The sequence below is a fragment of the Streptomyces sp. NPDC049627 genome (assembly GCF_044465645.1).
Lineage (GTDB): Bacteria > Actinomycetota > Actinomycetes > Streptomycetales > Streptomycetaceae > Streptomyces.
Genome location: NZ_JBITLW010000006.1, coordinates 498499 through 524417, shown reverse-complemented (window position 1 = coordinate 524417; position 25919 = coordinate 498499). Strand labels below are relative to the sequence as shown.

At 70.6% G+C, this 25919-nt stretch carries 22 protein-coding genes and 1 tRNA gene; 16 read left to right on the top strand and 7 right to left on the bottom strand.

Going from position 1 to position 25919, the window contains the following annotated elements; translation table 11 throughout:
* Positions 1–184: 184 nt before the first annotated feature.
* Positions 185–1708, bottom strand: a complete 1524-nt coding sequence (locus ACIBU0_RS19485) for a potassium/proton antiporter (RefSeq protein ID WP_398819564.1) — start codon at positions 1706–1708, stop codon at positions 185–187.
* A gap of 242 nt (positions 1709–1950) precedes the next feature.
* Between ACIBU0_RS19485 and ACIBU0_RS19480 the strand changes: the two genes are divergently transcribed.
* Positions 1951–4737, top strand: a complete 2787-nt coding sequence (locus ACIBU0_RS19480; RefSeq protein WP_398819561.1) for a penicillin acylase family protein — start codon at positions 1951–1953, stop codon at positions 4735–4737.
* A 72-nt stretch (positions 4738–4809) separates the two neighbouring features.
* Here the strand turns inward: ACIBU0_RS19480 and ACIBU0_RS19475 are convergent, their stop codons facing one another.
* Positions 4810–5391 (bottom strand): 5-formyltetrahydrofolate cyclo-ligase, encoded by a 582-nt coding sequence (locus tag ACIBU0_RS19475; protein ID WP_398819558.1) that lies wholly within the window; start codon positions 5389–5391, stop codon positions 4810–4812.
* A gap of 134 nt (positions 5392–5525) precedes the next feature.
* Between ACIBU0_RS19475 and galU the strand changes: the two genes are divergently transcribed.
* From galU to ACIBU0_RS19435, 8 genes are all read left to right on the top strand, one after another.
* A complete protein-coding gene (gene galU, locus ACIBU0_RS19470) occupies positions 5526–6428 on the top strand; it encodes a UTP--glucose-1-phosphate uridylyltransferase GalU (protein WP_398819555.1) in 903 nt (300 codons plus the stop codon).
* Between the two features lie 4 nt (positions 6429–6432).
* Complete coding sequence (gene glp, locus ACIBU0_RS19465) at positions 6433–7755, top strand: gephyrin-like molybdotransferase Glp (protein ID WP_398819552.1); 1323 nt, start codon at positions 6433–6435, stop codon at positions 7753–7755.
* A gap of 86 nt (positions 7756–7841) precedes the next feature.
* Complete coding sequence (gene moaC / locus ACIBU0_RS19460; RefSeq protein ID WP_398819549.1) at positions 7842–8336, top strand: cyclic pyranopterin monophosphate synthase MoaC; 495 nt, start codon at positions 7842–7844, stop codon at positions 8334–8336.
* Positions 8333–8869 carry a molybdenum cofactor biosynthesis protein B gene (locus tag ACIBU0_RS19455; RefSeq protein WP_398819546.1) on the top strand — a complete coding sequence of 179 codons (537 nt, stop codon included), beginning with the start codon at positions 8333–8335 and terminating at the stop codon, positions 8867–8869. The genes moaC and ACIBU0_RS19455 overlap by 4 nt, the downstream gene beginning before the upstream one ends.
* 20 nt (positions 8870–8889) lie before the next feature.
* A complete protein-coding gene (locus ACIBU0_RS19450; protein WP_398819543.1) occupies positions 8890–9504 on the top strand; it encodes a GNAT family N-acetyltransferase in 615 nt (204 codons plus the stop codon).
* Positions 9505–9688: 184 nt separating this feature from the next.
* The gene (gene glpR, locus ACIBU0_RS19445; protein WP_398819541.1) at positions 9689–10978 is read left to right on the top strand and encodes a gephyrin-like molybdotransferase receptor GlpR; all 1290 of its coding nucleotides are present in this window, start codon (positions 9689–9691) and stop codon (positions 10976–10978) included.
* Positions 10979–11085: 107 nt separating this feature from the next.
* A tRNA-Ala gene (locus ACIBU0_RS19440) sits at positions 11086–11159 on the top strand.
* A gap of 107 nt (positions 11160–11266) precedes the next feature.
* Positions 11267–12484, top strand: coding sequence for an MFS transporter (locus ACIBU0_RS19435; protein ID WP_398819538.1), 1218 nt, complete (start codon positions 11267–11269; stop codon positions 12482–12484).
* A 4-nt stretch (positions 12485–12488) separates the two neighbouring features.
* Here the strand turns inward: ACIBU0_RS19435 and ACIBU0_RS19430 are convergent, their stop codons facing one another.
* Positions 12489–12965, bottom strand: a complete 477-nt coding sequence (locus ACIBU0_RS19430; protein WP_398819535.1) for a GNAT family N-acetyltransferase — start codon at positions 12963–12965, stop codon at positions 12489–12491.
* A 56-nt stretch (positions 12966–13021) separates the two neighbouring features.
* Here ACIBU0_RS19430 and ACIBU0_RS19425 point away from each other — a divergent pair, with 56 nt between their 5' ends.
* Positions 13022–13846, top strand: a complete 825-nt coding sequence (locus tag ACIBU0_RS19425; protein ID WP_398819532.1) for an exodeoxyribonuclease III — start codon at positions 13022–13024, stop codon at positions 13844–13846.
* Here ACIBU0_RS19425 and ACIBU0_RS19420 read toward each other — a convergent pair.
* Positions 13843–14493 (bottom strand): MerR family transcriptional regulator, encoded by a 651-nt coding sequence (locus tag ACIBU0_RS19420; protein ID WP_398819657.1) that lies wholly within the window; start codon positions 14491–14493, stop codon positions 13843–13845. The two genes, ACIBU0_RS19425 and ACIBU0_RS19420, sit on opposite strands and share 4 nt — an antisense overlap.
* Before the next feature lie 163 nt (positions 14494–14656).
* Here ACIBU0_RS19420 and ACIBU0_RS19415 point away from each other — a divergent pair, with 163 nt between their 5' ends.
* From ACIBU0_RS19415 to ACIBU0_RS19400, 4 genes are all read left to right on the top strand, one after another.
* Complete coding sequence (locus ACIBU0_RS19415) at positions 14657–16195, top strand: flavin-containing monooxygenase (RefSeq protein ID WP_398819529.1); 1539 nt, start codon at positions 14657–14659, stop codon at positions 16193–16195.
* The gene (locus tag ACIBU0_RS19410; RefSeq protein WP_398819526.1) at positions 16192–17154 is read left to right on the top strand and encodes an alpha/beta fold hydrolase; all 963 of its coding nucleotides are present in this window, start codon (positions 16192–16194) and stop codon (positions 17152–17154) included. The genes ACIBU0_RS19415 and ACIBU0_RS19410 overlap by 4 nt, the downstream gene beginning before the upstream one ends.
* Positions 17151–18053, top strand: a complete 903-nt coding sequence (locus ACIBU0_RS19405; protein ID WP_398819523.1) for an SDR family oxidoreductase — start codon at positions 17151–17153, stop codon at positions 18051–18053. Before ACIBU0_RS19410 ends, ACIBU0_RS19405 begins: the two co-directional genes overlap by 4 nt.
* Positions 18054–18141: 88 nt before the next feature.
* Positions 18142–18312, top strand: a complete 171-nt coding sequence (locus tag ACIBU0_RS19400) for a hypothetical protein (protein ID WP_398819520.1) — start codon at positions 18142–18144, stop codon at positions 18310–18312.
* Between the two features lie 183 nt (positions 18313–18495).
* Here ACIBU0_RS19400 and ACIBU0_RS19395 read toward each other — a convergent pair whose 3' ends face one another.
* Positions 18496–21729 (bottom strand): S41 family peptidase, encoded by a 3234-nt coding sequence (locus ACIBU0_RS19395; RefSeq protein ID WP_398819517.1) that lies wholly within the window; start codon positions 21727–21729, stop codon positions 18496–18498.
* Between the two features lie 180 nt (positions 21730–21909).
* Between ACIBU0_RS19395 and ACIBU0_RS19390 the strand changes: the two genes are divergently transcribed.
* Both ACIBU0_RS19390 and ACIBU0_RS19385 read left to right on the top strand, forming a co-directional pair.
* Complete coding sequence (locus ACIBU0_RS19390; protein ID WP_398819514.1) at positions 21910–22512, top strand: TetR/AcrR family transcriptional regulator; 603 nt, start codon at positions 21910–21912, stop codon at positions 22510–22512.
* Between the two features lie 127 nt (positions 22513–22639).
* On the top strand, positions 22640–24877 hold the full coding sequence (locus ACIBU0_RS19385) for an MMPL family transporter (RefSeq protein WP_398819512.1): 2238 nt from the start codon (positions 22640–22642) through the stop codon (positions 24875–24877).
* Between the two features lie 82 nt (positions 24878–24959).
* Here ACIBU0_RS19385 and ACIBU0_RS19380 read toward each other — a convergent pair whose 3' ends face one another.
* Positions 24960–25355, bottom strand: a complete 396-nt coding sequence (locus tag ACIBU0_RS19380) for a hypothetical protein (RefSeq protein WP_398819509.1) — start codon at positions 25353–25355, stop codon at positions 24960–24962.
* A gap of 110 nt (positions 25356–25465) precedes the next feature.
* Positions 25466–25912, bottom strand: coding sequence for a hypothetical protein (locus ACIBU0_RS19375; protein ID WP_398819506.1), 447 nt, complete (start codon positions 25910–25912; stop codon positions 25466–25468).
* Positions 25913–25919 lie beyond the last annotated feature (7 nt).

Here is a 25919-nt window from a genome sequence, read left to right as displayed (position 1 = left end):
AGATACCGGCGCCCACGGTGAGGAGGGGCGTCCCGGCCGCCATACGGTCGCGCCAGCTCTGCGTCAGGCAGAGTTGGTTTGATCTGGGTGACGCCTGCATAGTACAGGGAGCAGCGCCCGCTGATCCTGTGAAACCGAGCACCATGCGGCGCCTCACCTGCGATTGGGGCGGCCGGAGGGGGCGTCAGACCGCCCCGTTCGTCCCCAGCCACCCGGCCAGCTTGCCCCCGGCGCCCACGGCGCGCAGCCGGCGCTCGGCGGCGTCCCGTACCGGGTCCGTGGCGACGACGAGCAGTTCGTCCCCGAGCCGCAGGACCGTCGTAGGCAGCGGAACGAACGATTTTCCATCGCGGACGACGAGGGTGACCGCGGCCCCGGCGGGCAGCCGCAGCTCGTTGATCTCGACGCCGTGCATCTTCGATCCCTCGGGGATCGCGAAGGACAGCAGGTGCCCGCGCAGCCGCTCCAAGGGCGCCGACTCGATGCCGAGGTCGGCGGGCTCGGGGCCCCGGCCGAGGTCCAGCGTGCGGCCGAGCCAGGGCAGCGTCGGCCCCTGGACCAGGGTGTAGACGACGACCAGGACGAAGACGATGTTGAAGATGCGGCGGCTGTCCTCGACGCCGCCCACCATCGGGATCGTCGCCAGGATGATGGGCACGGCGCCGCGCAGCCCGGCCCAGGACATCAGCGCCTGCTCCCGCCAGGGCACGCGGAACGGCGTCAGACACACCACGACGCTCAGCGGGCGCGCCACCATGGTCAGCACCAGGCCGATGAGGAGCGCGGGCACGATGTCGTCGCCCAGCTCGTGCGGGGTGACGAGGAGGCCGAGCAGGACGAACATGCCGATCTGGGCGATCCAGCCGACCCCGTCGGCGAAACCGCGGGTGGCGGGCCAGTGCGGCAGCTTGGCGTTGCCCATCATCATCGAGGCGAGATAGACGGCCAGGAAGCCGCTGCCGTGGGCCATGGCGCCCGCCGCGTAGGCGGTGACGGCGATGGCCATGACGGCGATCGGGTAGAGACCCGAGGCGGGCAGGGCCACGTGCCGCAGCCCCCAGGAGCCCAGCCATCCCACCGCGATGCCGATGGCCGCACCGATGGCGAGCTCCAGGGCTATCTCGCCCGCCAGCACGTACCAGTGCTCGATCGGGCCGTGCTGGGAGAAGGCGACCACCAGGATGACGACAGGGGCGTCGTTGAATCCGGACTCGGCCTCCAGGGTGCCCGTCACGCGCGCGGGCAGCGGAATCCTGCGCAGCACGGAGAACACCGCGGCGGCATCCGTGGAGGAGACGACCGCCCCGATGATGAGCGCCTGCCGCCACTCCAGATCCACCAGGTAGTGCGCGGCCGCCGCCGTGACCCCGACGCTCACCGTGACGCCCGCCAGCGCCAGCGCGGACGCGGCGGGAAGGGCCGGCTTGATCTCTTTCCACTTCGTGCCCAGACCGCCTTCGGCCAGGATCACGACCAGTGCCGCATATCCGATGACCTGGGTCAGCTCGGCGTCGTCGAAGCGGATGCCGCCGATGCCGTCCTGGCCCATGAGCACGCCGATGCCCAGGTACACGAGCAGGCTGGGGAGCCCGCTGCGCGAGGAGATCCGGACCGCTGCGACGGCGACGAGCAGGACGAGCGAGCAGACGAGCAGGAGCTGGTTGAGGTCGTGGACAGTCAGCGGCCGTTCCCTTTCCCTGGCCCACACGCACGCGCGCGTGGGGCACGTACATAGGACACGAAGTGGCGGTTCTCCGCACCCAACTACTTCGTTACCTTACCTAACTCTTGACGATTTCTTGACGCTCGGAGAGGCATGATCGAACGTCCGTCCGTGCTGGTTCACCACTCCGCGTCAAGTGGGACCGGGCCCTGCGCCTATGGTTGCTCCAGCGCTCATTCAAAAGGACAGCCGGCCCTGCCGCTCGCGTTAGGACAGCAAGGACAGCGATGCCCCCCAATACCACCGCCTCCACGGGTCAGCAGCCCGGCAAGTCCGGCAGGAAGAAGGGGCGCAGAGCCCGTCTGATCGTCCTCGTGCTGGTGCTGGCCGTGATCGCAGGCGTCACCGGCGGTGCCTACTGGTCCATCAGCACCGTCCGCGCCTCGTTCCCGCAGACCAAGGGCTCGCTCACGCTCACCGGCCTGTCCGGGCCCGTAGACGTCAAGCGCGACGGCTACGGCATCCCGCAGATCTACGCCTCCTCCGACGAGGACCTGTTCATGGCGCAGGGCTACGTCCAGGCGCAGGACCGGTTCTACGAGATGGACGTGCGCCGGCACATGACCTCCGGGCGCCTGTCGGAGATGTTCGGCGCGAGCCAGGTCGACAACGACGAGTTCCTGCGCACCCTGGGCTGGGACCGCATCGCGCAGCAGGAGTACGACAAGACGCTGTCGGCCTCCACCAAGAAGTACCTCCAGGCCTACGCCAAGGGCGTCAACGCCTACCTGGACGGCAAGGATGGCAAGGACATCTCCCTGGAGTACGCCGCCCTCGGCTTCACCAACGACTACAAGCCGGAGAAGTGGAGCCCGGTCGACTCGATCTCCTGGCTCAAGGCGATGGCCTGGGACCTGCGCGGCAACATGCAGGACGAGATCGACCGCGCCCTGATGACCAGCCGTCTCGGCCCCAAGGAGATCGCGGACCTGTACCCGCAGTACCCGTACAGCCGCAACAAGGCGATCGTGCAGGCGGGCCGGTACGACGAGATCACCAAGACGTTCGAGCAGGGCGGCTCCGCCTCCACCGCGGGCTCGTCCGCCGCCGGTTCCACGGGCGGCACGGCGGGCACGGCCTCCTCCTCGGGCACGGCCGGACTGCAGAGCCAGCTGGCGGGCCTGCAGAACGTCCTGGACGGCCTCCCCACGGCCGTCGGCGTGAACGGCAACGGCATCGGCTCCAACTCCTGGGTGATCTCCGGGAAGCACACCATCACCGGCAAGCCCCTGCTGGCCAACGACCCGCACTTGTCAGCGTCGCTGCCGTCCGTCTGGTACCAGATGGGCCTGCACTGCCGCAGCGTCTCCAGCAAGTGCCAGTTCGACGTCACCGGCTACACCTTCGCGGGCCTGCCCGGCGTGATCATCGGCCACAACCGGAACATCGCCTGGGGCATGACCAACTCCGGCGTCGACGTCACCGACCTCTACCTGGAGAAGCTCTCCGGCGACGGTTACCAGCTCGACGGCAGGACGGTGCCCTTCAAGACGCGCGAGGAGACCGTCAAGGTCGCCGGCGGCGAGCCCAAGAAGATCGTCGTCCGCGAGACGAACAACGGCCCCCTGCTGTCCGACCGCAGCTCCGAGCTGGTGAAGGTCGGCAAGAAGGCCACCGTCGACACCGCCGCCCCCGACCGCGGTGACGGCTACGGCATCGCGCTGCGCTGGACCGCGCTCGACCCGGGCACCTCCATGGACGCCGTCTTCGCCATGGACAAGGCGGCGGACTGGAAGGACTTCCGCGCCGCGGCGGCCCTGTTCGACGTGCCCTCGCAGAACCTGGTCTACGCCGACACCGAGGACCACATCGGCTACACGCTGCCCGGCAAGATCCCCACGCGCGCGCAGGGCTACGACGGCTCGGTCCCGGCGCCGGGCTGGGACTCCAAGTCCCGCTGGACCGGCTACATCGACGACGACGAGCTGCCGTACGAGTACAACCCGGCCCGCGGCTACATCGTCACCGCCAATCAGGCGGTGATCGACAAGACCAAGTACCCCTACACGCTCACCACGGACTGGGGCTACGGCACCCGCAGCCAGCGCATCACCGACCTGATCCAGTCGAAGATCGACGACGGCGGCAAGATCTCCACCGACGACATGCGCCAGATGCAGCTCGACAACAGCAGCGAGATCGCCAAGCTGCTCGTGCCTCAACTGCTGAAGATCGACATCGCCGACAAGGACGTCCGGCACGCGAAGGACGTCCGGGACGCACAGGAGCTCCTGGAGGGCTGGGACTACACCCAGGACGCCGACTCGGCGGCGGCCGCGTACTTCAACTCGGTCTGGCGCAACATCCTCAAGCTCGCCTTCGGCAACAAGCTGCCCAAGGAGCTGCGGGTCAAGGGCCAGTGCCTGTGGGTCGACCCGGTCAACACCACCGGGCCCGCGGACGAGACGGAGAAGGTGCGCGAGTGCGGCGAGCGCGACGCCGACCAGGCGCAGCCGGACGGCGGCGACCGCTGGTTCGAGGTCGTGCGCAGCCTCATGGACGACGAGAAGAGCGACTGGTGGACCACCCCGAAGTCGGGCAACCGCCCCGGGGCCGTCAACCGGGACCAGCTGTTCAAGCGGGCCATGATCGACGCCCGCTGGGAGCTGACCGCCAAGCTCGGCAAGGACATCGACACCTGGAGCTGGGGCCGGCTGCACCGCCTGTTCCTGAAGAACCAGACCCTCGGCACCGAGGGGCCCGGTTTCCTGCAGTACATCCTCAACCGCGGCCCCTGGAAGCTCAGCGGCGGCGAGGCCACGGTCAACGCCACCGGCTGGAACGCGGCGGGCGGCTACGGCGTCGTCTGGGTGCCGTCGATGCGGATGGTGGTCAACCTCGGCGACCTCGACAAGTCGAAGTGGGTCAACCTCACCGGCGCCTCCGGGCACGCCTACAACGCCCACTACACCGACCAGACGGACAAGTGGGCCGACGGCGAACTGCTCGACTGGTCCTTCTCGGACGGCGCGGTCGGCGAGAGCACGAGCGACACCCTGGTGCTCAAGCCGTGACCCCCTGACGGCGAACGGCCGAAGAGGCCCTCCACGCGCGCGTGGAGGGCCTCTTCGCCGCAAGGGCGTGGCTCAGGCCTCCCCGAAGCGGCGCACACCCGACGGCGTCACCACCGCGTGCACCGGCCGGTCGTGCGGCTCCTCGGGAACGTGCTCGACCACCTCGGAGCCGTACAGCAGCACCACCAGCGCGGGACGGACGCCCGCGCGTTCCAGCCGGGCCAGGACGCGGTCGTACGACCCCCCGCCGCGCCCCAGGCGCATCCCGCGCGCATCGACCGCCAGGCCGGGCAGCAGCACGACGTCGGCGCCGGTCACGGCGTCCGGGCCGAGGCGCTCGCCGCTCGGCTCGAAGAGGGCCATCTTTCCGCCGTGTTGGACCCGGGCGAGGGAGTCCTCCCCGGTGTAGGCGCCCCAGTCGAGGTCGTTGTCGGGAAGGAGCGCGGGAAGCAGGACGCGCACGCCCCGCGCGCGCAGTGCGTCCAGCAGCGCGAGCGTGCCGGGCTCGCTGCCCACGGAGACGTACGCCGCCACCGTGCGTGCCTGCGCCAACTCGGGCAGCTGAAGTGCCCGCTCAGCCAGCGCGGCCGCCGATGCCCGCACGTCATCCGCCGTCAACCTGCTTCTCACCGCGAGGAGCTCTCGCCGCAACATTCGCTTGTCAGTCTCGCCCGGACGTCCGATGTGACTCACCAGTCGCTTCCCGTACCCTTCCCAATGCGCTCATATGAGAGCCAAATAACCGGAGCCTCAGATTCCCTACAAAGGCACCGGATAAGGTGGCGGGCATGACTCAGTCGCACCCTCGGATCAGCAAGGCTGTCATCCCCGCAGCGGGCCTCGGTACCCGCTTCCTGCCGGCCACCAAAGCCACTCCCAAGGAGATGCTGCCGGTCGTCGACAAGCCGGCGATCCAGTACGTGGTCGAAGAGGCCGTCTCCGCAGGCCTCGATGACGTCCTCATGATCACGGGTCGCAACAAGCGCCCCCTGGAGGACCACTTCGACCGCAACTACGAACTCGAGTCCGCCCTGGAGAAGAAGGGCGACGGCGAACGGCTCGCCAAGGTCCAGGAGTCCAGCGACCTCGCCACCATGCACTACGTCCGCCAGGGCGACCCCAGGGGCCTCGGCCACGCCGTGCTGTGCGCCGCCCCGCACGTCGGGAACGAGCCCTTCGCCGTCCTGCTCGGCGACGACCTGATCGACGCCCGTGACCCGCTGCTCAAGCGGATGATCGAGGTCCAGGAGCGGCACGGCGGCAGCGTCATCGCGCTGATGGAGGTCGCACCCGAGCAGATCCACCTCTACGGCTGTGCCGTCGTCGAGGAGACCGAGGACAGCGACGTCGTCAAGGTGAGCGGCCTGGTCGAGAAGCCGGACGCGGCGGACGCCCCGTCGAACTACGCGGTCATCGGCCGCTACGTCCTCGCCCCGCAGATCTTCGACATACTGCGCAAGACCGAGCCCGGCCGCGGCGGTGAGATCCAGCTCACCGACGCCCTCCAGCAGCTCGCCGCGGACGAGAAGGTCGGCGGCCCGGTGCACGGCGTCGTCTTCAAGGGCCGCCGCTATGACACCGGTGACCGTGGCGACTACCTGCGTGCCATTGTCAGACTCGCATGCGAACGTGAAGACCTGGGCCCGGAGTTCCGGACCTGGCTTCGCAGTTACGTAGCCGAGGAGATGTAGCGATTTGAGCACCGCCGCGCCCCGCCCCGCCGACCAGGACCAGCTGTGGTCGGTGGACGAGCACCTGGAGGACATCCTCACGACCGTCCGCCCCCTCGAACCCATCGAGCTGCAACTGCTCGACGCCCAGGGCTGCGTCCTGGTCGACGACATCACGGTGCCGGTCTCCCTGCCGCCGTTCGACAACAGCTCCATGGACGGGTACGCGGTACGGGTCGCGGATGTGGCGGGCGCGAGCGAGGAGTTCCCCGCCGTCCTGGAGGTCGTCGGGGACGTCGCGGCGGGGCAGGCCGAACTGCTCCACGTGGGCCCCGGCCAGGCCGCCCGCATCATGACCGGTGCCCCGCTGCCGCCCGGCGCCGAGACCGTCGTTCCGGTGGAGTGGACCGACGGCGGCCTCGGCGAGGGCCCGGTGACCGGCATGCGCGCCCGCAGCCTGGCCCCCGAGGGCGCCGACGGCGAGGTCCACGTGTACCGGCCGGCCGAGGCACGCGCGCATGTGCGGGCGAAGGGCAGCGACGTGAAGGCCGGCGACCGGGCGCTCGAAGCCGGCACGGTCCTCGGCCCGCCGCAGATCGCCCTGCTCGCCGCGATCGGCCGCGGCACGGTACGCGTACGCCCGCGCCCGCGCGTGGTCGTCCTGTCCACCGGCAGCGAACTCGTCCAGCCCGACGAGGACCTCGGCAGCGGACAGATCTACGACTCCAACAGCTTCGCCCTCACCGCCGCCGCCCGCGACGCCGGCGCCATCGCCTACCGCGTGGGCGCCGTCGCCGACGACGCCGAGACTCTGCGCTCCACCATCGAGGACCAGCTCGTGCGCGCCGACCTCATGGTCACCACCGGAGGCGTCAGCGTCGGGGCGTACGACGTCGTCAAGGAGGCGCTGTCGTACGTCGGCGACGAGGACGAGGCCGGCGGCGGCATCGAGTTCCGCAAGCTCGCCATGCAGCCCGGCAAGCCCCAGGGCTTCGGCTCCATCGGCCCCGACCACATCCCGCTGCTCGCGCTCCCGGGCAACCCGGTGTCGTCGTACGTCTCCTTCGAACTGTTCGTGCGCCCCGCGATCCGCACGCTCATGGGCCTGCAGGACGTCCACCGGCCCCGGACCACCGCGACCCTCACCGCCGAGAAGGCGCTGACCTCGCCGAAGGGCCGCAGACAGTTCCTGCGCGGCACGTACGCCGACGGCGAGGTGCGGCCGGTCGGCGGCGCCGGATCACATCTGATCGCCGCCCTCGCGCACGCCGACGCGCTGATCGTGGTCCCCGAGGACGTAGAGAGCGTCGAGCCCGGCACCGAGGTCGAGGTGGTCCTGCTCGGCTGAGCACCGCTGGGTGGGGGTACCGTGTCGCGCACAGCAGGCCCGTGCGCCGCACCGCGACGGGCCCGGACCGGGAGCGCCACACGAGCATGAGCACGCAGGACCCACCTCCGCAGAACCGCCTCACGCACATCGACGACGCGGGCGCCGCCCGCATGGTCGACGTGTCCGGCAAGGACGTGACCGCCCGCACGGCCCGCGCCAGCGGACGCGTCCTCGTCTCGCCCCGCGTGGTCGAGCTGCTGCGCGGCGAGGGGGTCCCCAAGGGCGACGCCCTCGCCACCGCACGGATCGCGGGGATCATGGGCGCCAAGCGCACCCCGGATCTGATTCCGCTGTGCCACCCGTTGTCGGTGTCCGGTGTGAAACTGGACCTGTCGGTCGCGGACGACGCGGTGGAGATCCACGCCACCGTGAAGACGACGGACCGCACGGGCGTCGAGATGGAGGCCCTCACCGCGGTCTCCGTCGCCGCGCTCACCGTGATCGACATGGTGAAGGCGGTCGACAAGGGAGCGGTCATCACGGACGTACGGGTCGAGGAGAAGACGGGCGGCAAGTCGGGCGACTGGAGCCGGGCATGACTCTCGACGCTTCGGTCGGCGGTGCGCTGGTCGCGCCGTACGCCGCCTTGGTCATCACCGCCTCCAACCGGGCCGCCGCCGGGGTCTACGAGGACAAGGGCGGCCCGCTGATCGCCGACGGCCTCAAGGGCTTCGGCTTCGCCGTCGACGGTCCGCAGGTCGTGCCGGACGGCGACCCGGTGGAGACTGCCCTGCGCGCCGGTGCCGACGCCGGGTACGACGTCATCGTGACCACGGGCGGCACCGGTATCTCGCCGACCGACCGCACGCCCGAGGCCACCCGTGCGGTGATCGACTACGAGGTGCCGGGCATTGCGGAGGCGATCAGGGCGTTCGGACGGGACAAGGTGCCCACCGCGGCGCTGTCCCGGGGGCTCGCCGGAGTCGCCGGAGGCACGTTGATCATCAACCTGCCGGGCTCCAGCGGCGGGGTGAAGGACGGCCTGGCCGTCCTGGAACCGCTCCTGACCCACGCCGTCGACCAGATCCGCGGCGGCGACCACCCCAGACCGAGCAGCGGGGGTGCGAGCTGAGCAGCCCATCCTGGCCCGTCGTGCTGAGGGACGGCGATGTCGTCCTGAGGCCGATAAAGATGCGCGACCAACGGGCCTGGCGCGAGGTCAACAGGCGCAACCGCGACTGGCTGCGCCCCTGGGAGGCGACGATTCCGCCGCCCACGCCCAGCGGGCCGATCGCGCACCGGCCGACCTACCGCCAGATGGTCCGGCATCTGCGGTCCGAGGCGAACGCGGGCCGGATGCTGCCGTTCGTCATCGAGTACCAGGGGCGGCTGGTCGGGCAGTTGACGGTCGCCGGGATCACCTGGGGCTCGATGTGCTCGGGGCACGTCGGTTACTGGGTGGACGAGGCGGTGGCGGGGCGCGGGGTGATGCCGACCGCCGTGGCGCTCGTCGTGGACCACTGTTTCCGGACCGTCGGTCTGCACCGGATCGAGGTCTGCATTCGCCCCGAGAACGCGCCCAGCCGCCGGGTCGTGGAGAAACTCGGATTCCGCGAGGAGGGGCTGCGGCCGCGTTATCTCCACATCGACGGAGCCTGGCGCGACCATCTCGTCTTCGCGCTCACGGCGGAAGAGGTGCCGGAAGGGTTGCTGAGCCGCTGGCAGCGGGCACGATCCCGGAAGACGCTGCCGGGGAATGCCGGGTAGCCCGGAAATTGAATAAGTGTTCGAAATTGATCGCCAGGTGACCGCCTCGGGGCATTAAATTCGCGCCCTCGGTGGGCTGCTGATCGCATCGGTCACAAAAAAAGTTCGAAATATCAGCCAGATCGTGCGACACACCGGCTCAATTGGCAGATGGCCTCACGCAAACCCCTCTACCGTGTGAGGCGTGAGCAGCAGCGGCCTCATCTACGCAGTCATTGTCGGGGCCTGGGCCGCCTACTTGGTGCCGATGTGGCTCCGTAGGCAGGACGAGCTGAACGAGGCCCGTCCGACGGAACGCTTCAGCACAGCCATCCGGTTGCTGTCCGGACGGGCGGGGATGGAGCGCCGGTACGCCAAGGACCTGCGCGCGCGCTCCACCGACGAGGGGGAGCCCAGCGCCGTGGACCCGGGCGACGTCACCGAGTCGGTGGACGTCCGGGCCTTCGCCATGCCTCCGACCCGCCCGCAGACCCAGGCGCCGGTCCAGGCACAGGCACCCGTCCAGGCGCAGGCCAAGGGACGCCCGGAGTCGGTGCCGGAACAGGCGTCCAGGCCGGCACCCGAACGCGGCACCGCGTCCGCGCCCGAACCGGGCTCCGGCTCGGCGCGCAAGGCGCGGGAGCGCGTGCCCGCCGCCCGGCGCTCGCCCTCGGACGAAGCGGCCGCGGCGCGCGCCCGGCGCTCCAAGGTGCTCGCCCGCCGTCGGCGCACCACCGTGGTCCTCTTCCTCGCCTTCACCCTCGGCGCGATCGTCGCCGCGGTCGGCGGACTCGCGTTCCTGTGGGCGCCCGGCGTTCCCGCCGTGATGCTCAGCGGATACATCGCCTACCTGCGCTCCCAGGAGCGCCGCCGCTTCGCCTACCAGATGGACCGGCGCCGTGCCGAGGCCGCCGCCCAGCGGCTGCGCGAGCACGCCCGCCAGTCGCGCCGGCGCGGCGGTGCCGACGGCGGCGACGGCATCGAGGAGCCCGACGAGAGGCCCGAACCAGGCACCGACACCGGGCTGTCCGCCCTCGCCGCGGACCGGCGCGCCCTCGTCGAGCAGACCGATCACGCCGAGTGGGTCGACCAGCAGCGCGAGCGGCAGCGACGCCCGGGCCAAGGAGACAGCTGGGACCCGGTCCCCGTGCCGCTGCCGACGTACGTGACCGCGCCGGTCGCCCCGCGGGCCACCTCCGACGTGGATCTCGGGGCGCCGGACGCCTGGAGCTCCGCCCGGTCGAGCGCCGTCGCGCGGGACCGGGACACGGACGCCGGGGACGGTGCCGCGCGGGGCGCGGAGCCGGCGGACGCGGCGCGCGGCGAGGAGAGGCCCGAAGGGGACGGCCGCGGCGACGCCCGCCCCCAGGGGCGAGCCCGCTCGCGCGGGGGCAGCTCCAGCGCCGCTTCCGCCCGCCGGGCCCGTGAGCGGGGCCGTACGCCGCTGTTCGACCAGTACGAGGACGGCGACCGGCCGCGAGCGGCGAACGAGTAGCCGCCCGGCCCCGTGGTCGGCCGGGCGGACCTCGCGGCCACCTCGGCCGACCAGGGAACGGATTTCCAAGCAGGCCGATCGGGGTGCTAAAGTTTCACTCGTTGCAAGGGCCTGTGGCGCAGTCCGGTAGCGCACCTCGTTCGCATCGAGGGGGCCAGGGGTTCAAATCCCCTCAGGTCCACCGCAACGACTTTCCAAGGAAACTTGGGGAGTTGGCGAGATCCCGTCCGATCATTGATCGGGCGGGATCTTTCGTTGCGCCCAAGGCGCGGCGGCCTGAGGGGGAGTGTGGAGAAGGTCACCACAGAGTTACCGTCGCGGCGCGCGGCACCTCTGCGGAACGCGGCCTTCCGGCGGTTCGTGACCGCCAGTCTGATCTCCGCCACCGGATCGGCGATGGCGCCCCTCGCTCTCGCATACTCCGTGATCGACCAGGGCGGAGGGGCCCGGGCCCTCGGTGTGGTGCTCGCCACGAACACCGTTCCGATCGTCGTCTTCCTCCTCGTGGGCGGGGTGCTCGCGGACCGTGTGTCCCGGAGCCGGCTGCTCTTCCTCGGCAACCTGCTGGCGGCCACCGCCCAAGGGGCGCTCGCGGTCACCCTCGCCACCGGCCACGCCACCACCGCCTCCATCGCGGCCTGCGGTTTCGTCTCCGGGACGGCGGTGGCCTTCACCGTGCCCGCCGCTCACGGGGCCGTGGCCCAGATCGTGCCCGCGGAGCAGTTGCAGCAGGCCAACGCCCTGCTCAGGCTGCCGGACAACGCCGTCAAGGTGCTCGGACCCGCCGTCGGCGGAGTCGTCGTCGCGGTCGGTGGGCTGGCCTGGGACGCGGTCACCTTCGCCGTCGCCGCCGTCCTGCTGCTCGGGCTGCGCCTGGACGCGCCCGCCGCTGTCAGCAGTGTGCTGGGCGACCTGCGTGAGGGATGGAGCGGCTTCTGGTCGCGGACCTGGCTGTGGACCTATACGGCGGCCGGAACCGTCCTCGTCGCCGCCTGGCTGGCCGGGTTCCAGTTGCTCGGACCCGTCGTCGCGGCTGAGCGGTACGCGGGGGCGCGTGACTGGGGGCTGGTGCAGGGCGCGTTCGCGGCGGGGCTGCTGGCCGGGACGGTGGTGTGCCTGCGCTGGCGGCCGTACCGGCTGCTGGCGGTGGCCGTCGTGGCCTGCCTGCCGCTCGCCGGCCCGTTGCTCGCCCTGGGATACGGACTGCCGCTGCCCTGGGTGCTGTTGGCCACGCTGCTCGCGGGCGTCGCACTGGACGTCTCGGTCGTCGCGTGGACCTCCGCTTTCCAACAGCACGTGCCGAAGGGCGAGTTGGGGCGCATGAGCGCGTTCAACGGCGTGGGGGAACGGCTGGCGATCCCCCTCGGCTACCTGCTGACCGCCCTCGCGGCCGGCACGTGGGACAACCGGGCGGTGCTGGTCGCCTGCGCCGTTCTGATCGTGGCCGCAGCCGTCCTGAACCTCCTCGTACGGGACGTGTACCGCATCAACGCCCTGCGGAACTGACCGCTCACAGCGCCTTGGCGTAACACAGGCTCAGCTCATGGAAGCGGTAGTAGCCGAACTTCTCGCACGGCTCGTACCCGCTGGAGGTGTACAGCGCCACCGCCTCCGGCTGCTTGGACCCCGTCTCCAGCACCATGCGCCTGCGGCCCGCCGCCCGCGCGTCCTCCTCCAGCGCGGCCAGGACGCGTCGGGCCAGGCCCCGCCCGCGCATCTGCTCGACGACGTACATGCGCTTGATCTCGGCGTCCCCGTCCCGGTTGCCCTCGCCGTTCTCGTCCTGTGTACGCCAGCCGCCGGAGGCGACGGGGACGCCCGTCTCGTCGTAGGCGATGAGATACAGGCCCTTCGGCGGCTCGAAGTCCGCCGCGTCCATGGGAGTGGCATCGCCGCCGTCGCCGTAGCGCACGCCGTACTCGGCCTGGACCTGGTCGTTGAGCTTGACGGCGTCGGGGTGGTCGAAGGAGACGCGGCGTATATGCATGCTGGATACCGTATATCAATCCAAGATCAAGGACTTCCAGAATCGGACAACGTCCAGTGTGCCGGTATCGTGCCCGGGTGCTCACTGTGACCTCTGTGAATGTGAACGGGCTGCGTGCCGCCGCGAAGAAGGGCTTCGTGGAGTGGCTCGCCGGTACGCAAGCCGATGTGCTGTGCCTGCAGGAGGTGCGCGCGGAGCCGCAGCAGCTGCCCGAGCACGTCCGCACGCCCGACGGCTGGCACGTCGTGCACGCGCCCGCCGCCGCCAAGGGCCGGGCCGGCGTCTCCCTCTACACCCGCCGTGAGCCCGACCGCATCCAGGTCGGCTTCGGGTCGAGCGAGTTCGACGGCAGCGGGCGGTACGTCGAGGCCGACCTGCCGGGTGTGACGGTCGCCTCCCTCTACCTCCCCTCCGGCGAGGTCGGCACCGAACGCCAGGACGAGAAGGTCCGCTTCATGGGCGAGTTCCTGGCCTACCTGAAGGACCTGCGCGAACGCGCCGCCGCCGACGGCCGCGAGGTCCTCGTCTGCGGCGACTGGAACATCGCCCACCAGCAGGCCGACCTGAAGAACTGGCGCGGCAACACCAAGAACTCCGGCTTCCTGCCGGAGGAGCGGGAGTGGCTGACCCAGGTGTTCGACCCGGCCGCCGGGGGTTACGTGGATGTCGTGCGGGCGCTGCATCCGGATGTCGAGGGACCGTACTCGTGGTGGTCGTACCGCGGGCGGGCGTTCGACAACGACACGGGCTGGCGCATCGACTATCAGGTCGCGACTGCGGGGCTCGCCGCCAAGGCCCTCAAGGGGTACGTGGAGCGTGCGGCGACGCATGAGGAGCGGTGGTCGGACCACGCGCCGGTGACGGTGGTCTACGGCCGCTAGCCTTCGCCGGTCCCGCGCTGGTCTCGCTCGCTCTGCTTGCGCAGCCTCCGGTCCAGTGCCAGCGAAAGCTCCGCCTCCACCACGCTCCGCGCCAGCGGGCGCAGGCGCTGGAGGTCGTCCTCGCCGGTGTGGCGCAACACCAGCTCGGCGAACATCTCCGCCAGGTCGTCCACGTGTTCGCGGACCCGCTTGCCCGCTGCCAGGACCTCCGCGAGCGGGATGCCCTCACGGACCAGGGCCGCGGAGACGTCCAGCAGACGGCGGCTGATGTGGACGATCTCGTCGCCGTCGGTGCCGAGGTAGCCGAGGTCCAGGGCGGCGGCGAGGTTCTCCGGGGTGACCTGGCCCTCGAAGCGGGCGGCGAGTTCCTCGGGGGTGAGGCGGACGGGCTCTTCCTCCGAGGGGGGCTCCACCCCCAGGAGGTCGGCGACGTCCCGGCCGTGGTCGAGGGCCTCGGCCAGTTCCGCGATGCCCGTGAGGGTGTGACCGCGTTCCAGCAGGGCCGCGATGGTGCGCAGGCGGGCCAGGTGGTGGTCGTCGTACCAGGCGATGCGGCCCTCGCGGCGGGGCGGCGGGATCAGCTTGCGTTCGCGGTAGAAGCGCAGGGTGCGCACCGTGATGCCGGCCAGGCGGGCCAGCTCTTCCATGCGGTACTCACGCTTCTCGGTCACCCCGGCACCTTAATTCGTACTGGCGGTAACTTTCCTCGATCGACCCCTACCGGTCGGTACGGACCTCCTCTACTCTCCCCATTGTGCCAGTGTTCACTGGCGCGGTTCCGGGTTCCGGGTGAAGCATGGAGGCACAGGCATGGCCGAACGCGAACATGTGCGGGTCGCGGTGGTCGGGTCCGGGTTCGGTGGGCTGGGGGCCGCCGTTCGGCTGCGACGCGAGGGCGTCACCGACTTCGTCGTCCTGGAGCGGGCCGGCAGCGTCGGCGGCACCTGGCGGGACAACAGCTATCCGGGATGTGCCTGCGATGTGCCGTCCCATCTGTACTCGTTCTCCTTCGCGCCCAACCCCGCCTGGCCGCGCACCTTCTCCGGCCAGGAGCACATCCGCGCGTACCTGGAGCACGTCACGGACGTCTTCCGGCTGCGCCCGCACATCCGCTTCGACTCGGAGGTGAAGCGGATGACCTGGAACGGCGAGCGGCTGTGCTGGGACATCGAGACGGCGAGCGGGGAGCTGTCGGCCGACCTCGTCGTCTCCGCCACCGGGCCGCTGTCCGACCCGAAGATCCCTGACATTCCGGGGCTGGACTCCTTCCCCGGCAAGGTCTTCCACTCCGCCCGCTGGGACCACGACTACGACCTGCGCGGCAAGCGCGTCGCCATGGTCGGCACCGGCGCCTCCGCCATCCAGATCGTGCCGTCCATCCAGCCCGACGTCGAGCGGCTCACGCTCTTCCAGCGCACGCCGCCCTGGGTCATGCCCCGCATCGACCGGGCGATCACCGGCGCCGAGCGCGCCCTGCACCGGGCCCTGCCCTTCATCACCCAGCTGCGCCGCGGACTGCTGTGGGGCATCCGGGAGTTGCAGGTCCAGGCGTTCACCAAGCACCCGGGCGAGCTCGGGTTCGTCGAGCAGCTGGCCAAGCGGAACATGGGCCGGTCCATCAAGGACCCCGCCCTGCGCGCCAAGCTCACTCCCGACTACCGCATCGGGTGCAAGCGGATCCTGCTGAGCAGCGAGTACTACCCGGCGCTCGCCCGGCCCAACGTGGACCTCGTCGCGAGCGGTCTGAGCGAGGTCCGCGGATCCACGCTGGTCGCGGCCGACGGCAGTGAGGCCGAAGTCGACGCGATCGTCTTCGGGACCGGGTTCCATGTCACCGACATGCCCATCGCCGAGCGGGTCGTCGGCGCGGAGGGGAGGACGCTCGCCGAGGTGTGGAAGGGCGGGATGGAGGCCCTGCGGGGTGCCTCCGCGGCCGGGTTCCCGAACTGGATGACCATCATCGGGCCCAACACGGGGCTCGGGAACTCGTCCATGATCCTCATGATCGAGTCCCAGCTGAACTACATGGCGGACTTCGTACGGCAGTTGGCCGTCCTCGGCGGCCGGGTGGCGCTCGACGCGCGGCCGAGCGCCGTGGCCGCCTGGAACCGGCGGGTGCAGGAGCGCATGAAGCGGACGGTGTGGAACACGGGCGGCTGCACGAGCTGGTACCTCGACGCGAACGGCCGTAACACCACCATCTGGCCCGGTACGACGTCCGAGTTCCGGCGGGCGACGCGGCGGGTGGATCTCGCCGAGTACGTCGTCGTCCGACCGTCCGTCAGGAACGGCAAGCAAGACATCGGGAAGAGCAACGAAGACAAGGAAAGCGCCGAGGTGACCGCGTGAGCCGTCTGACGCATGTGAAGTCCGGGCCGTACGCCCCGCCCGTCCCCGCCCGTGAGCTCACCGCCGTCTCCGCCGACGGCGCCCCGCTGCACATAGAGGTGCACGGCCCCGTCGACGATCCTGCCGCGCCGGCCGTCGTCCTCGCGCACGGCTGGACCTGCTCGACCGCCTTCTGGGCGGCGCAGATACGGGACCTCGCCGCCGACCACCGGGTCATCGCCTACGACCAGCGCGGCCACGGACGCAGTCCCGCGAGCCCGGCGTGCAGCGCCGACGCGCTCGCCGACGACCTGGAAGCCGTACTGAAGGCGACCCTCGCCCCCGGCGAGAAGGCCGTGATCGCCGGGCACTCCATGGGAGGCATGACGGTGATGGCCGCCGCCGCGCGCCCGGGGTTCCGGGAGCACGCCGGCGCCGTTCTGCTGTGCAGCACGGGCGCCTCGCGGCTGGTCGCCGAGTCCACGGTCGTACCCCTGCGCCCCGGGCGGCTGCGGACCTGGCTGACCAAGCACATCCTCGGGTCGCGTGCGCCGCTCGGGCCGGTCACACCGGTCGCCCGGGCGATCCTCAAGTACGCGACGATGGGCCCCGGTTCGGCCCCGCACATGGTCGAGGCGTGCGCGCGGATCGTGCACGCGTGTCCGCGCAAGGTGCGGTACGCCTGGTCGCAGGTGCTCGACCTGCTCGATCTCGACCACGGCGTACGGCAGCTGGCGGCGCCGACCGCGGTCGTCGTCGGCACCGCCGACCGCCTCACCCCGCCGGTGCACGCCCGCTCGCTGGCCGCCGCACTGCCGAACTGCCTCGGCGTCACCGAACTGCCCGGCCTCGGGCACATGACGCCGGTCGAGGCGCCGGAGCTGGTGACCCGGCGGATACGGGAACTCGTCACGACGTACGCGCAGAACCGGGCGTACCCGCAGGCCGACACGTACACGCAGGTCAAGGAGGGTGCATGAGCAGGGTGAGCCTCGAAGGACAGGTCGCCGTCGTCACCGGGGCGGCACGGGGAGTCGGTGAGCTGCTCGCCCGCAAGCTCTCCGCGCGCGGTGCGAGCGTGGCGCTCGTCGGGCTGGAGCCGGACGTGCTCAAGCAGGTCTCCGAGCGGCTGCACGGTGACAGCGACCACTGGTACGCCGACGTCACGGACCACGAGGCGATGGCGCAGGTGGCGCGGGAGGTGAAGGAGCGGTTCGGAAAGGTCGACATCGTGGTGGCCAACGCCGGTGTCGCCACCGGCGGGCCGTTCGTGGACTCCGATCCGGAGGCGTGGCGGCGGGTCATCGAGGTCAACCTCATCGGGTCGGCGGTGACGGCACGGGCGTTCCTGCCGGTGCTGATGGAGAGCCGGGGGTATCTGCTGCAGATCGCCTCGCTGGCCGCCATCACTCCGGCGCCCATGATGACCGCGTACTGCGCGTCCAAGTCGGGTGTGGAGGCGTACGCGCACAGCCTGCGGGCCGAAGTCGGCTACAAGGGCGTGCGGGTGGGGGTCGGCTATCTGTCGTGGACCGACACCGACATGGTGCGCGGGGCCGATCAGGACGACGTCATGCGGGAGTTGAGGCAGCGGCTGACCTGGCCGGCCAACAAGACGTATCCGCTGGGGCCGACCGTCGACCGGATCGTGGCCGGCATCGAACGGCGGTCCAGTCATGTGTACGGGCAGTGGTGGCTGCGCGGGATGCAGGGTGTGCGCGGATATCTGCCGGGGCTCATCGGGGCCGTCGGGCAGCGGGAGATGCGGCGGTTCGCGGACCGGCTGGAGGGCATGCGGAAGGGGCTGGTCGGGGCGGGCGGCACCGCCGATGAGCAGCAGCGGACTGCGCGAACTGCGCGGACTACGCGGCGTAACTGATCGACATGCGTGGGGTAATCACCCGTGTGAATCTGGTCGAGGCCCCACCGAGGGGCCAATCCCCGACCCACTACGGGAGTGAACCCACATGGGCATGAAGGACCAGTTCCAGGAGAAGTCCGAGCGACTGCAGGAGCAGGCGCGGCAGAAGGCGCAGCAGGCCCGCGAGCGGGGGCGCCAGCGGGAGCGCGAGGAGGACCCTGAGCGGTCGTCGATCCGTGAGGATGAGGAGCGCTTCGACCAGGACTACGACCGGTAGCCTGCCGCTGCGTTCGGCTTGAGCCGATGAACGCGGGGTGCCCCCTGGCGGGTGCCCCGCGTTTTGGCTTGTGTTGAGGGGTGCGTTGTCGGGTGCGGCTGTGTGGGGGCTGGTCGCGCCCGCGCGGCGGAGCCGCATATCGATACAGGCCCGCGCCCCTTAGGGCGTTGGCGTTGCCCTTTCTCAATTCCTCGGCGGCAATTGTGGCCTTGAGCGGTCCGGCACGTGGGAGTAGTCCGGGGGCGTTGCCGGGGGGTTGTCCTCCAGCATCTTCAGGGCCAGTTCCACCGCGTCCGTCAGCTGGGCGTGGCGGCCCTCCGCCCAGTCCAGCGGCGTGCGGAGGACCTCCACGTCGGGAGTCACGCCCTTGTTCTCGATGCTCCAGCCGTACGCGTCGAACCACGCCGCGTTCATCGGGACCGTGATCACCGTGCCGTCGCCGAGGCGGTGGCGGCCGGTCATGCCGACGACTCCGCCCCAGGTGCGCTGGCCGACGACCGGGCCCAGCTTCAGCAGCTTGAAGGCCGCCGTGATCATGTCGCCGTCGGAGGACGTCGCCTCGTCGGCCAGGGCGACCACCGGACCCCGCGGGGCGTTGGAGGCGTACGACACCGGCTGGGCGTTTCTCGTCAGGTCCCAGCCGAGGATCGTGCGGGTCAGTTTCTCCACGACCAGCTCGCTGATGTGGCCGCCCGCGTTGCCGCGTACGTCGACGATCAGTGCGGGGCGTGACATCTCCATGCGCAGGTCCCGGTTGAACTGGGCCCAGCCCGAGCCGCCCATGTCGGGGATGTGCAGGTAGCCGCAGCGGCCGCCGCTCAACTCCCGTACGACGGCGCGGCGTTTGGCGACCCAGTCCTGGTAGCGCAGGGGGCGTTCGTCGATGAGGGGGACCACCGCGACCCGGCGTGACCTGCCCGCCTCGCCCTCCGCCGGAGTGAAGGTCAGCTCCACTGTCGTACCGCCGGAGCCGGCGAGGAGGGGATAGGGGCCCGCGGTCGGGTCCACGGGGCGGCCGTCGACGTGGGTGAGCACCGCGCCTTCGCGGATGCCGGTGCCCGCCAGCGGGGAGCGGGCCTTGGAGTCGGAGGACTCGCCGGGGAGGATGCGCTTGACCATCCAGCCCTCGTCCCTGCGGACGAAGTTGGCGCCGAGCAGGCCCTGCCAGCGCTGGTAGTGCGCCGGCCCCTCGTTGCGGCGGGCGGCCGAGACGTACGCGTGGGAGGTGCCGAGTTCGCCCAGCACCTCGCGCAGCAGGTCCGCGAACTCGTCGGGGGAGGCCACGCGGTCGACGAGGGGACGGTACTGGGCGAGGACCGCGTCCCAGTCGATGCCGCACATGCCGGGCTCCCAGAAGTACGCCCTGATCAGCCGGCCCGCCTCCTCGTACGCCTGGCGCCACTCCGCCGCCGGGTCCACCTCGTGCAGGATGCGGCGCGCGTCGATCCACACCGTGGTGTCGCTGTCGCCGGACTCGGTGGCGGGCACCGCCCGCAGGTCGCCCTCGTCGAGCAGGACGAGGCGGGTGCCGTCGCCGCTCACCGCGAACCAGTCCAGGTGGTCGACGAGTTCGGACTTCTTGGCCTTGCTGATGGTGAAGTGTTCGAGGGTCGGCCGCCCGGTCATGTCGTCCGGGTTGGCGAACGTCTCGCCCAGCGCGCCCGAGATCGGCCAGCGCAGCCAGACCAGTCCGCCGCCCGCGACCGGGTGCAGCGCGGAGTACTTGGAGGCGGCGACCGGGAAGGGGGTGACCCGGCTCTCCAGTCCCTCGATCTCCACGGTCGTCGCGGCGCCCTCGCCGCCGTCCTCGTCCTCCACCGGGTCCAGGCCACCGGCGGCCGGGCGGCCCTCCGGGTTCAGGGCGAAGGGGGAGGGGGTCGCGGAGGACAGGGGGACCAGGTAGGGGCGGCAGCCGAGGGGGAAGGAGAGGTCGCCGGTGTGGACGTCGTAGACCGGATCGAAGCCGCGCCAGGAGAGGAAGGCGAGGTAGCGGCCGTCCCGGGTGAACACCGGGTTCTCGTCCTCGAAGCGGCCGTTGGTGACGTCGACGATCAGGCGGTCCTTTATGCGGGCCAGCTTGATCTGGCGGAGGGAACGGCCGATTCCGGGATGGGACCAGGTCAGCCAGGTCCCGTCCGGGGAGAAGGCCAGGTCCCGTACGGGGCCGTTGATGGACCGGATCAGCTCGGTCACCTCGCCGTTGGAATCCTCAGTGGCGTCGATGAGGAGCAGCCGTCCGTCGTGCGAGGCGAGGGCGAGGCGCTCGCCCTCGGGGTCGGCGACCATCTCCAGCACGCGGCCAAGTTCGCCCGAGGCCAGCCGGCGGGGTTCCCGGTCGCCGGTCGCCCGGGGCAGATACGCGATCTCGATGGCGTCCTCGCCCTCCGCGTCCGTCACATAGGCGACCTGCCCGGACGAGCCGAGCATCTCCGGGAGCCGGATCCGTACGCCGGGCGTGTCGGTGATCGTGCGGGCCGGGCCGTCCCGGTGGGTGAGCCAGTAGAGGCTGCCCCGTACGACCACGGCGCTCGCGCGGCCCGTCTCGTCGACGGAGACGCCGTCGACGTGCTGGGCGGCCGGCACCTGGTACGTACGGCGGCCGGCGCGCGGCCCGCTCAGCCGTACTTCGAGTTTGCGCGGCTTGCTGTCCGCGGCGAGGTCGTCCACGATCCACAGGTCGCCCGCGCACTGGTACACCACCCGGGTGCCGTCACTGGAGGCGTGCCGGGCGTAGAAGGCGTCGTGGTCGGTGTGGCGGCGCAGGTCGGAGCCGTCGTAGGCGCACGAGTAGAGGTTGCCGACGCCCTCGTGGTCGCAGAGGAACGCGATCCGGCCGCCGACGAACATGGGTGAGTGGAAGTGGCCGCCGATGTCCGCCAGCAGGCGCTCGCCGTGCAGCCAGAGGCGGCCGGTGGCGCCGCCCCGGTAGCGCTTCCAGGCGGCCGGTTCGTGCGGTGGGGTGCCGGTCAGCAGGAGCGTCTTGCGCTCGCCGTCGAGGTCGGCGACCTGGATGTCGGAGCACGGCCCCCAGGGCAGCTTGCGGCCGGGGTCGCCGCCGAGGCTGACCTTGTAGGACCAGGTGAAGTGGGAGAAGGGCTCGCCGTGGGAGGCGACGGCCAGGATGATGCCGTCGGGTGTGAAGCCGCACACCTGGGTGTCCGGCGACCCCCAGTGAGTCAGCTGTCTGCCCGGGCCGCCGTCCACGGGGACCAGGTGGATCTCGGGGCCCAGGCTGCGCCAGCTCGTGTACGCGATGTGGCGGCCGTCGGGGGAGAAGCGGGGGTGGCCGATCTTGGTGCGGTCCACGGTGAGCCGCCAGGCGCGGCCCGGCCGGTCCAGCGGGGCCAGCCACAGGTCGTCCTCGGCCACGAAGCACAGCAGTTCGCCGCTCAGATGCGGTAGGCGCAGGTAGCTCACCTCCCCATGCTTTGCCCGGGGGCGGATGGGGGCAAGTCGTGCCATAACAGGTCGGCCATCGGGGGCGCGGGTCGGCGCGTGACCCAGGACACGAACGAAACCGTTTCGTTTCGCTAGAGGGTGGGGTACATTCGTCGTGTACGAAACCGTGTCGTTCGGAGCGGGAAGGCGGAGAGGGTCATGACTGAGGTCGCAGCGCCGCGTCGCAGTCGTATCACTCCCGAGCGCGAGGCCGAGTTGTACGAGGCCGTGCTCGACCTGCTCCGAGAAGTCGGCTACGACGCCCTCACCATGGACGCCGTGGCCACCCGCACCCGGTCCAGCAAGGCGACGCTCTACCGCCAGTGGGGCGGCAAGGCCGAGCTGGTGGTGAAGGCCATCCGGCACACCAAGCCCGGCAAGGACATCGACGGGGTCGACACCGGGTCGCTCCGCGGCGACTTCCACGCGCTCATGGCGCATGTGGACGACGCCGAGATGGAGCAGAACAGCGCGCTGATGCGCGGGCTGGCCATGGCCATGCACGCGAACCCGGACCTGCACCGGGAGTTCCGGAGCCAGATCGTCGAGCCGGAGATCGCGGCATTCCGCCATGTGCTGCAGCGCGCCGTCGACCGGGGCGAGGTCCGGCCGGACTGCCCGGCGCTGGACTTCGTGGTGCACATGATGCTCGGCGCGTTCGTCACCTGCACGATCCTCGACGAGAGGCCGCCGACGCGGGCCTTCCTCACCTCGTACATCGACGCCGTGGTCCTCCCCGCCCTCGGCGCACCCGTCAGCTGACGAGTCCCCTCGTCCCCCCGGCCGACGGTTCCCTCAAGCAAGCCCTCCACCTGACGTAACCGCTCACGTCGTCGGGCTGATCACCCCTGCCCTGAAACAACCCCACGACTGACCGGGAGACGCCCTCGTGGCCACATTCCTGTACAAACTCGGCAGGCTCGCCTTCAGGCGACGCCATTTCGTCGCCCTGATATGGGTCGCGCTGCTCACCCTGGCCGGTGTGGGCGCGGCCGGCGCGCCCTCCGCGGGGTCCACGTCCTTCTCGATCCCCGGCACCGAGGCGCAGAAGGCCTTCGACCTGCTGGAACAGCGCTTCCCCGGCATGAGTGCCGACGGCGCCACCGCCCGGGTCGTCTTCAAGGCGCCGCAGGGCGAGAAGATGACGGACGCCGCCAACAAGGCGACCGTCGAGAAGACCGTCGACGAACTGTCCGACGGCTCCGAGGTGGCTTCCGTCGCCGACCCGTACACCGCGAAGGCCGTCAGCAAGGACGGCACGATCGCGTATGCGTCGGTGCGGTACGACGTCTCCGGCATGGAGCTGAAGGACGCCTCCCGCGAGGCCCTTCAGGATGCCGCGCAGGACGCGCGGGACGCCGGGCTGACCGTGGAGGTCGGCGGTGACGCCCTCCAGGCGGCACCCGAGACCGGCAGCACCGAGATCATCGGCATCGCGGTCGCCGCGGTCGTGCTCGTCATCACCTTCGGCTCACTGATCGCGGCAGGGCTCCCGCTGCTGACCGCCCTGATCGGCGTCGGTATCGGCATCTCGACGATCACCGCCCTGGCGAACGCGCTGGACCTGGGCTCCACGACCTCGACGCTGGCGATGATGATCGGCCTCGCGGTCGGCATCGACTACGCCCTGTTCATCGTCTCGCGCTACCGCGCCGAGCTGGCCGAGGGCCGTGAGCGCGAGGAGGCGGCCGGCCGGGCCGTCGGCACCGCGGGCTCGGCGGTGGTCTTCGCGGGCCTGACGGTCGTGATCGCGCTGGTCGGCCTGTCGGTCGTCAACATCCCGATGCTGACGAAGATGGGCATCGCGGCGGCCGGCACGGTCGTGATCGCGGTGCTGATCGCGCTGACGATGATCCCGGCGCTGCTCGGATACGCCGGCAGGAAGGTGCAGCCCGCCGGGAGGAAGAGCCGGTGGATGGGCGGCAACCGGGCCGCGAGGAAGGCGGCCTCCGGCAGGGCCAGGCCGAACATGGGCACGCGCTGGGCGAGCTTCGTCGTGCGCCGCCCGATCGCCGTGCTGATGCTGGGTGTCGTGGGCCTGGGTGCGGCCGCCGTCCCCGCGGCCTCCCTGGAACTGGGCCTGGGCGACGACGGTTCGCAGCCGACGTCCACGACCCAGCGCCGCGCGTACGACCTGCTCTCCGACGGCTTCGGGCCCGGTTTCAACGGCCCGCTGATGGTCGTCGTCGACGCGAAGGGCAGCGGCGACCCGGACGCCGTGTTCAGCCAGGTCGGCGACGACATCGAGGACCTGAAGAACGTCGTGACCGTGACGCCCGCGGCGCCCAACAAGGCGGGCGACACAGCGACGATCACGGTGATCCCGGACGCCAAGCCGTCGTCGGTGACGACGGAGGACCTCGTGCACGCCATCCGCGACAAGGGCGCGCAGGTGAAGGCCGACACGGATGCGAACGTGCTGGTCACCGGCACGACGGCGATGAACATCGACGTCTCGCAGAAGCTGAACGACGCGCTGCTGCCGTATCTGGCCCTGGTGGTCGGCCTGGCGTTCCTGCTGTTGATCGTCGTCTTCCGCTCGATCCTGGTCCCGCTGAAGGCGGCGCTCGGCTTCCTGCTGAGCGTGATGGCGGCCCTCGGCGCGGTGGTCGCGGTCTTCCAGTGGGGCTGGCTCGCGGATCTCATGGGCGTGGAGGAGACCGGCCCGGTGATGTCCATGATGCCGATCTTCATGGTCGGCGTGGTCTTCGGCCTGGCGATGGACTACGAGGTGTTCCTCGTGACGCGGATGCGCGAGGCATACGTCCACGGAGAGAAGCCGAGCCAGGCGGTGGTGACCGGCTTCAAGCACGGCGCCCGGGTCGTCACGGCCGCTGCGGTGATCATGATGGCGGTCTTCGCCGGCTTCATCGGCTCGTCCGAGTCCATGGTCAAGATGATCGGCTTCGGCCTCGCGATCGCGGTCTTCTTCGACGCGTTCGTCGTGCGGATGGCGATCGTCCCGGCGGTCCTGGCACTGCTGGGCAAGCGGGCCTGGTGGCTGCCGAAGTGGCTGGACCGCGCCCTGCCGAACGTGGACGTGGAGGGCGAGGGACTGCGCGCGGAGGCGGACGGCAGGGGCAGGAACAAGGGCTCGGACCAGGACCGGGAGGTGGTCCGGGTCTGAGGACGCGTCGGATGCCGAACTGATGGTGAAGGGCGCCCCACTGCGCGTGGGGCGCCCTTCGGTGTGGTCGGTCGTCGGCAGGTCAGGCCGTCGCCGTCACGGTCAGGCAGTTGTGGATCTCCCCGCTCTGCCGCTGGCAGGCCTTGACGGTGACCTTGGTGCCCTCGGGGATGTCGAGGTTGGCGGAGTCGACGTCCCCCGAGCCGTTGACGGCCGCGACCTCCCTGGAATGGGAGGTTCCGCCGGATGTCCAAGAGGCCTTGACGTAGACGCCGAGCCCGTCCTTTTCCTGGTCCCAGGCGGTCAGGATCTCGTCGTAGGCGTAGAAGGACGCCACCCCGGCGTCTACGAGGTAGGAGTTGTCGGTATAGAAGCGGACCGCGCAGTCGACGCCACCCGCGTCCTTTTCCGAACCCTCGCAGAGATACATCGGCATCGTCCACGCGAACGACGTCCCGCTCATGGCTCCGAGCAGCATGGCCGCACTGGCCCCGACAATTCCCAGACGGGCGAATTTGCGCACGTAAGCCTCCCCGTTTTGTTTTGAGTGGTATTTGAGTAGCAGCAGTGCTGAAGCAGTGGCAGTGCTCAAGCAGTGGCAGTGCGTGAATGGCAGTTGTAGAGGCCGCCGTTGTCCGTCTGGCAGGCCTTCAGGGTGACCCTGACTCCCTCGGGGATGCTGAGGTCCTTGGTCTTCAGGTCGCCCACGCCGCCGGTGGCGTACACCTCGGCCGTGTGCGTCGTGCCGCTGACGGTCCAGGTGGCCTTGGAATAGGAACCGCGGCCGTCCGTGGCCTGGTCCCAGGCGCCGAGTTCCTCGCCGTAGGCGTCGAACCAGCTCAGGGCGGAATAGACGTTGTAATTGCTGTCCGTGTAGAACTGCACCCGGCAGTCCACACCGCCCGCGTCCTGCTCCGAACTCGCGCAGCTCGACTTCGGGTCGACGTATCCGGCGGCATACGACACGCTGGACATCGCCCCGAGCAGAAGGGCCGCGCCGGCCCCCACCGTTCCCAGCCTGGCAATTCTGCGCATGGCTCTT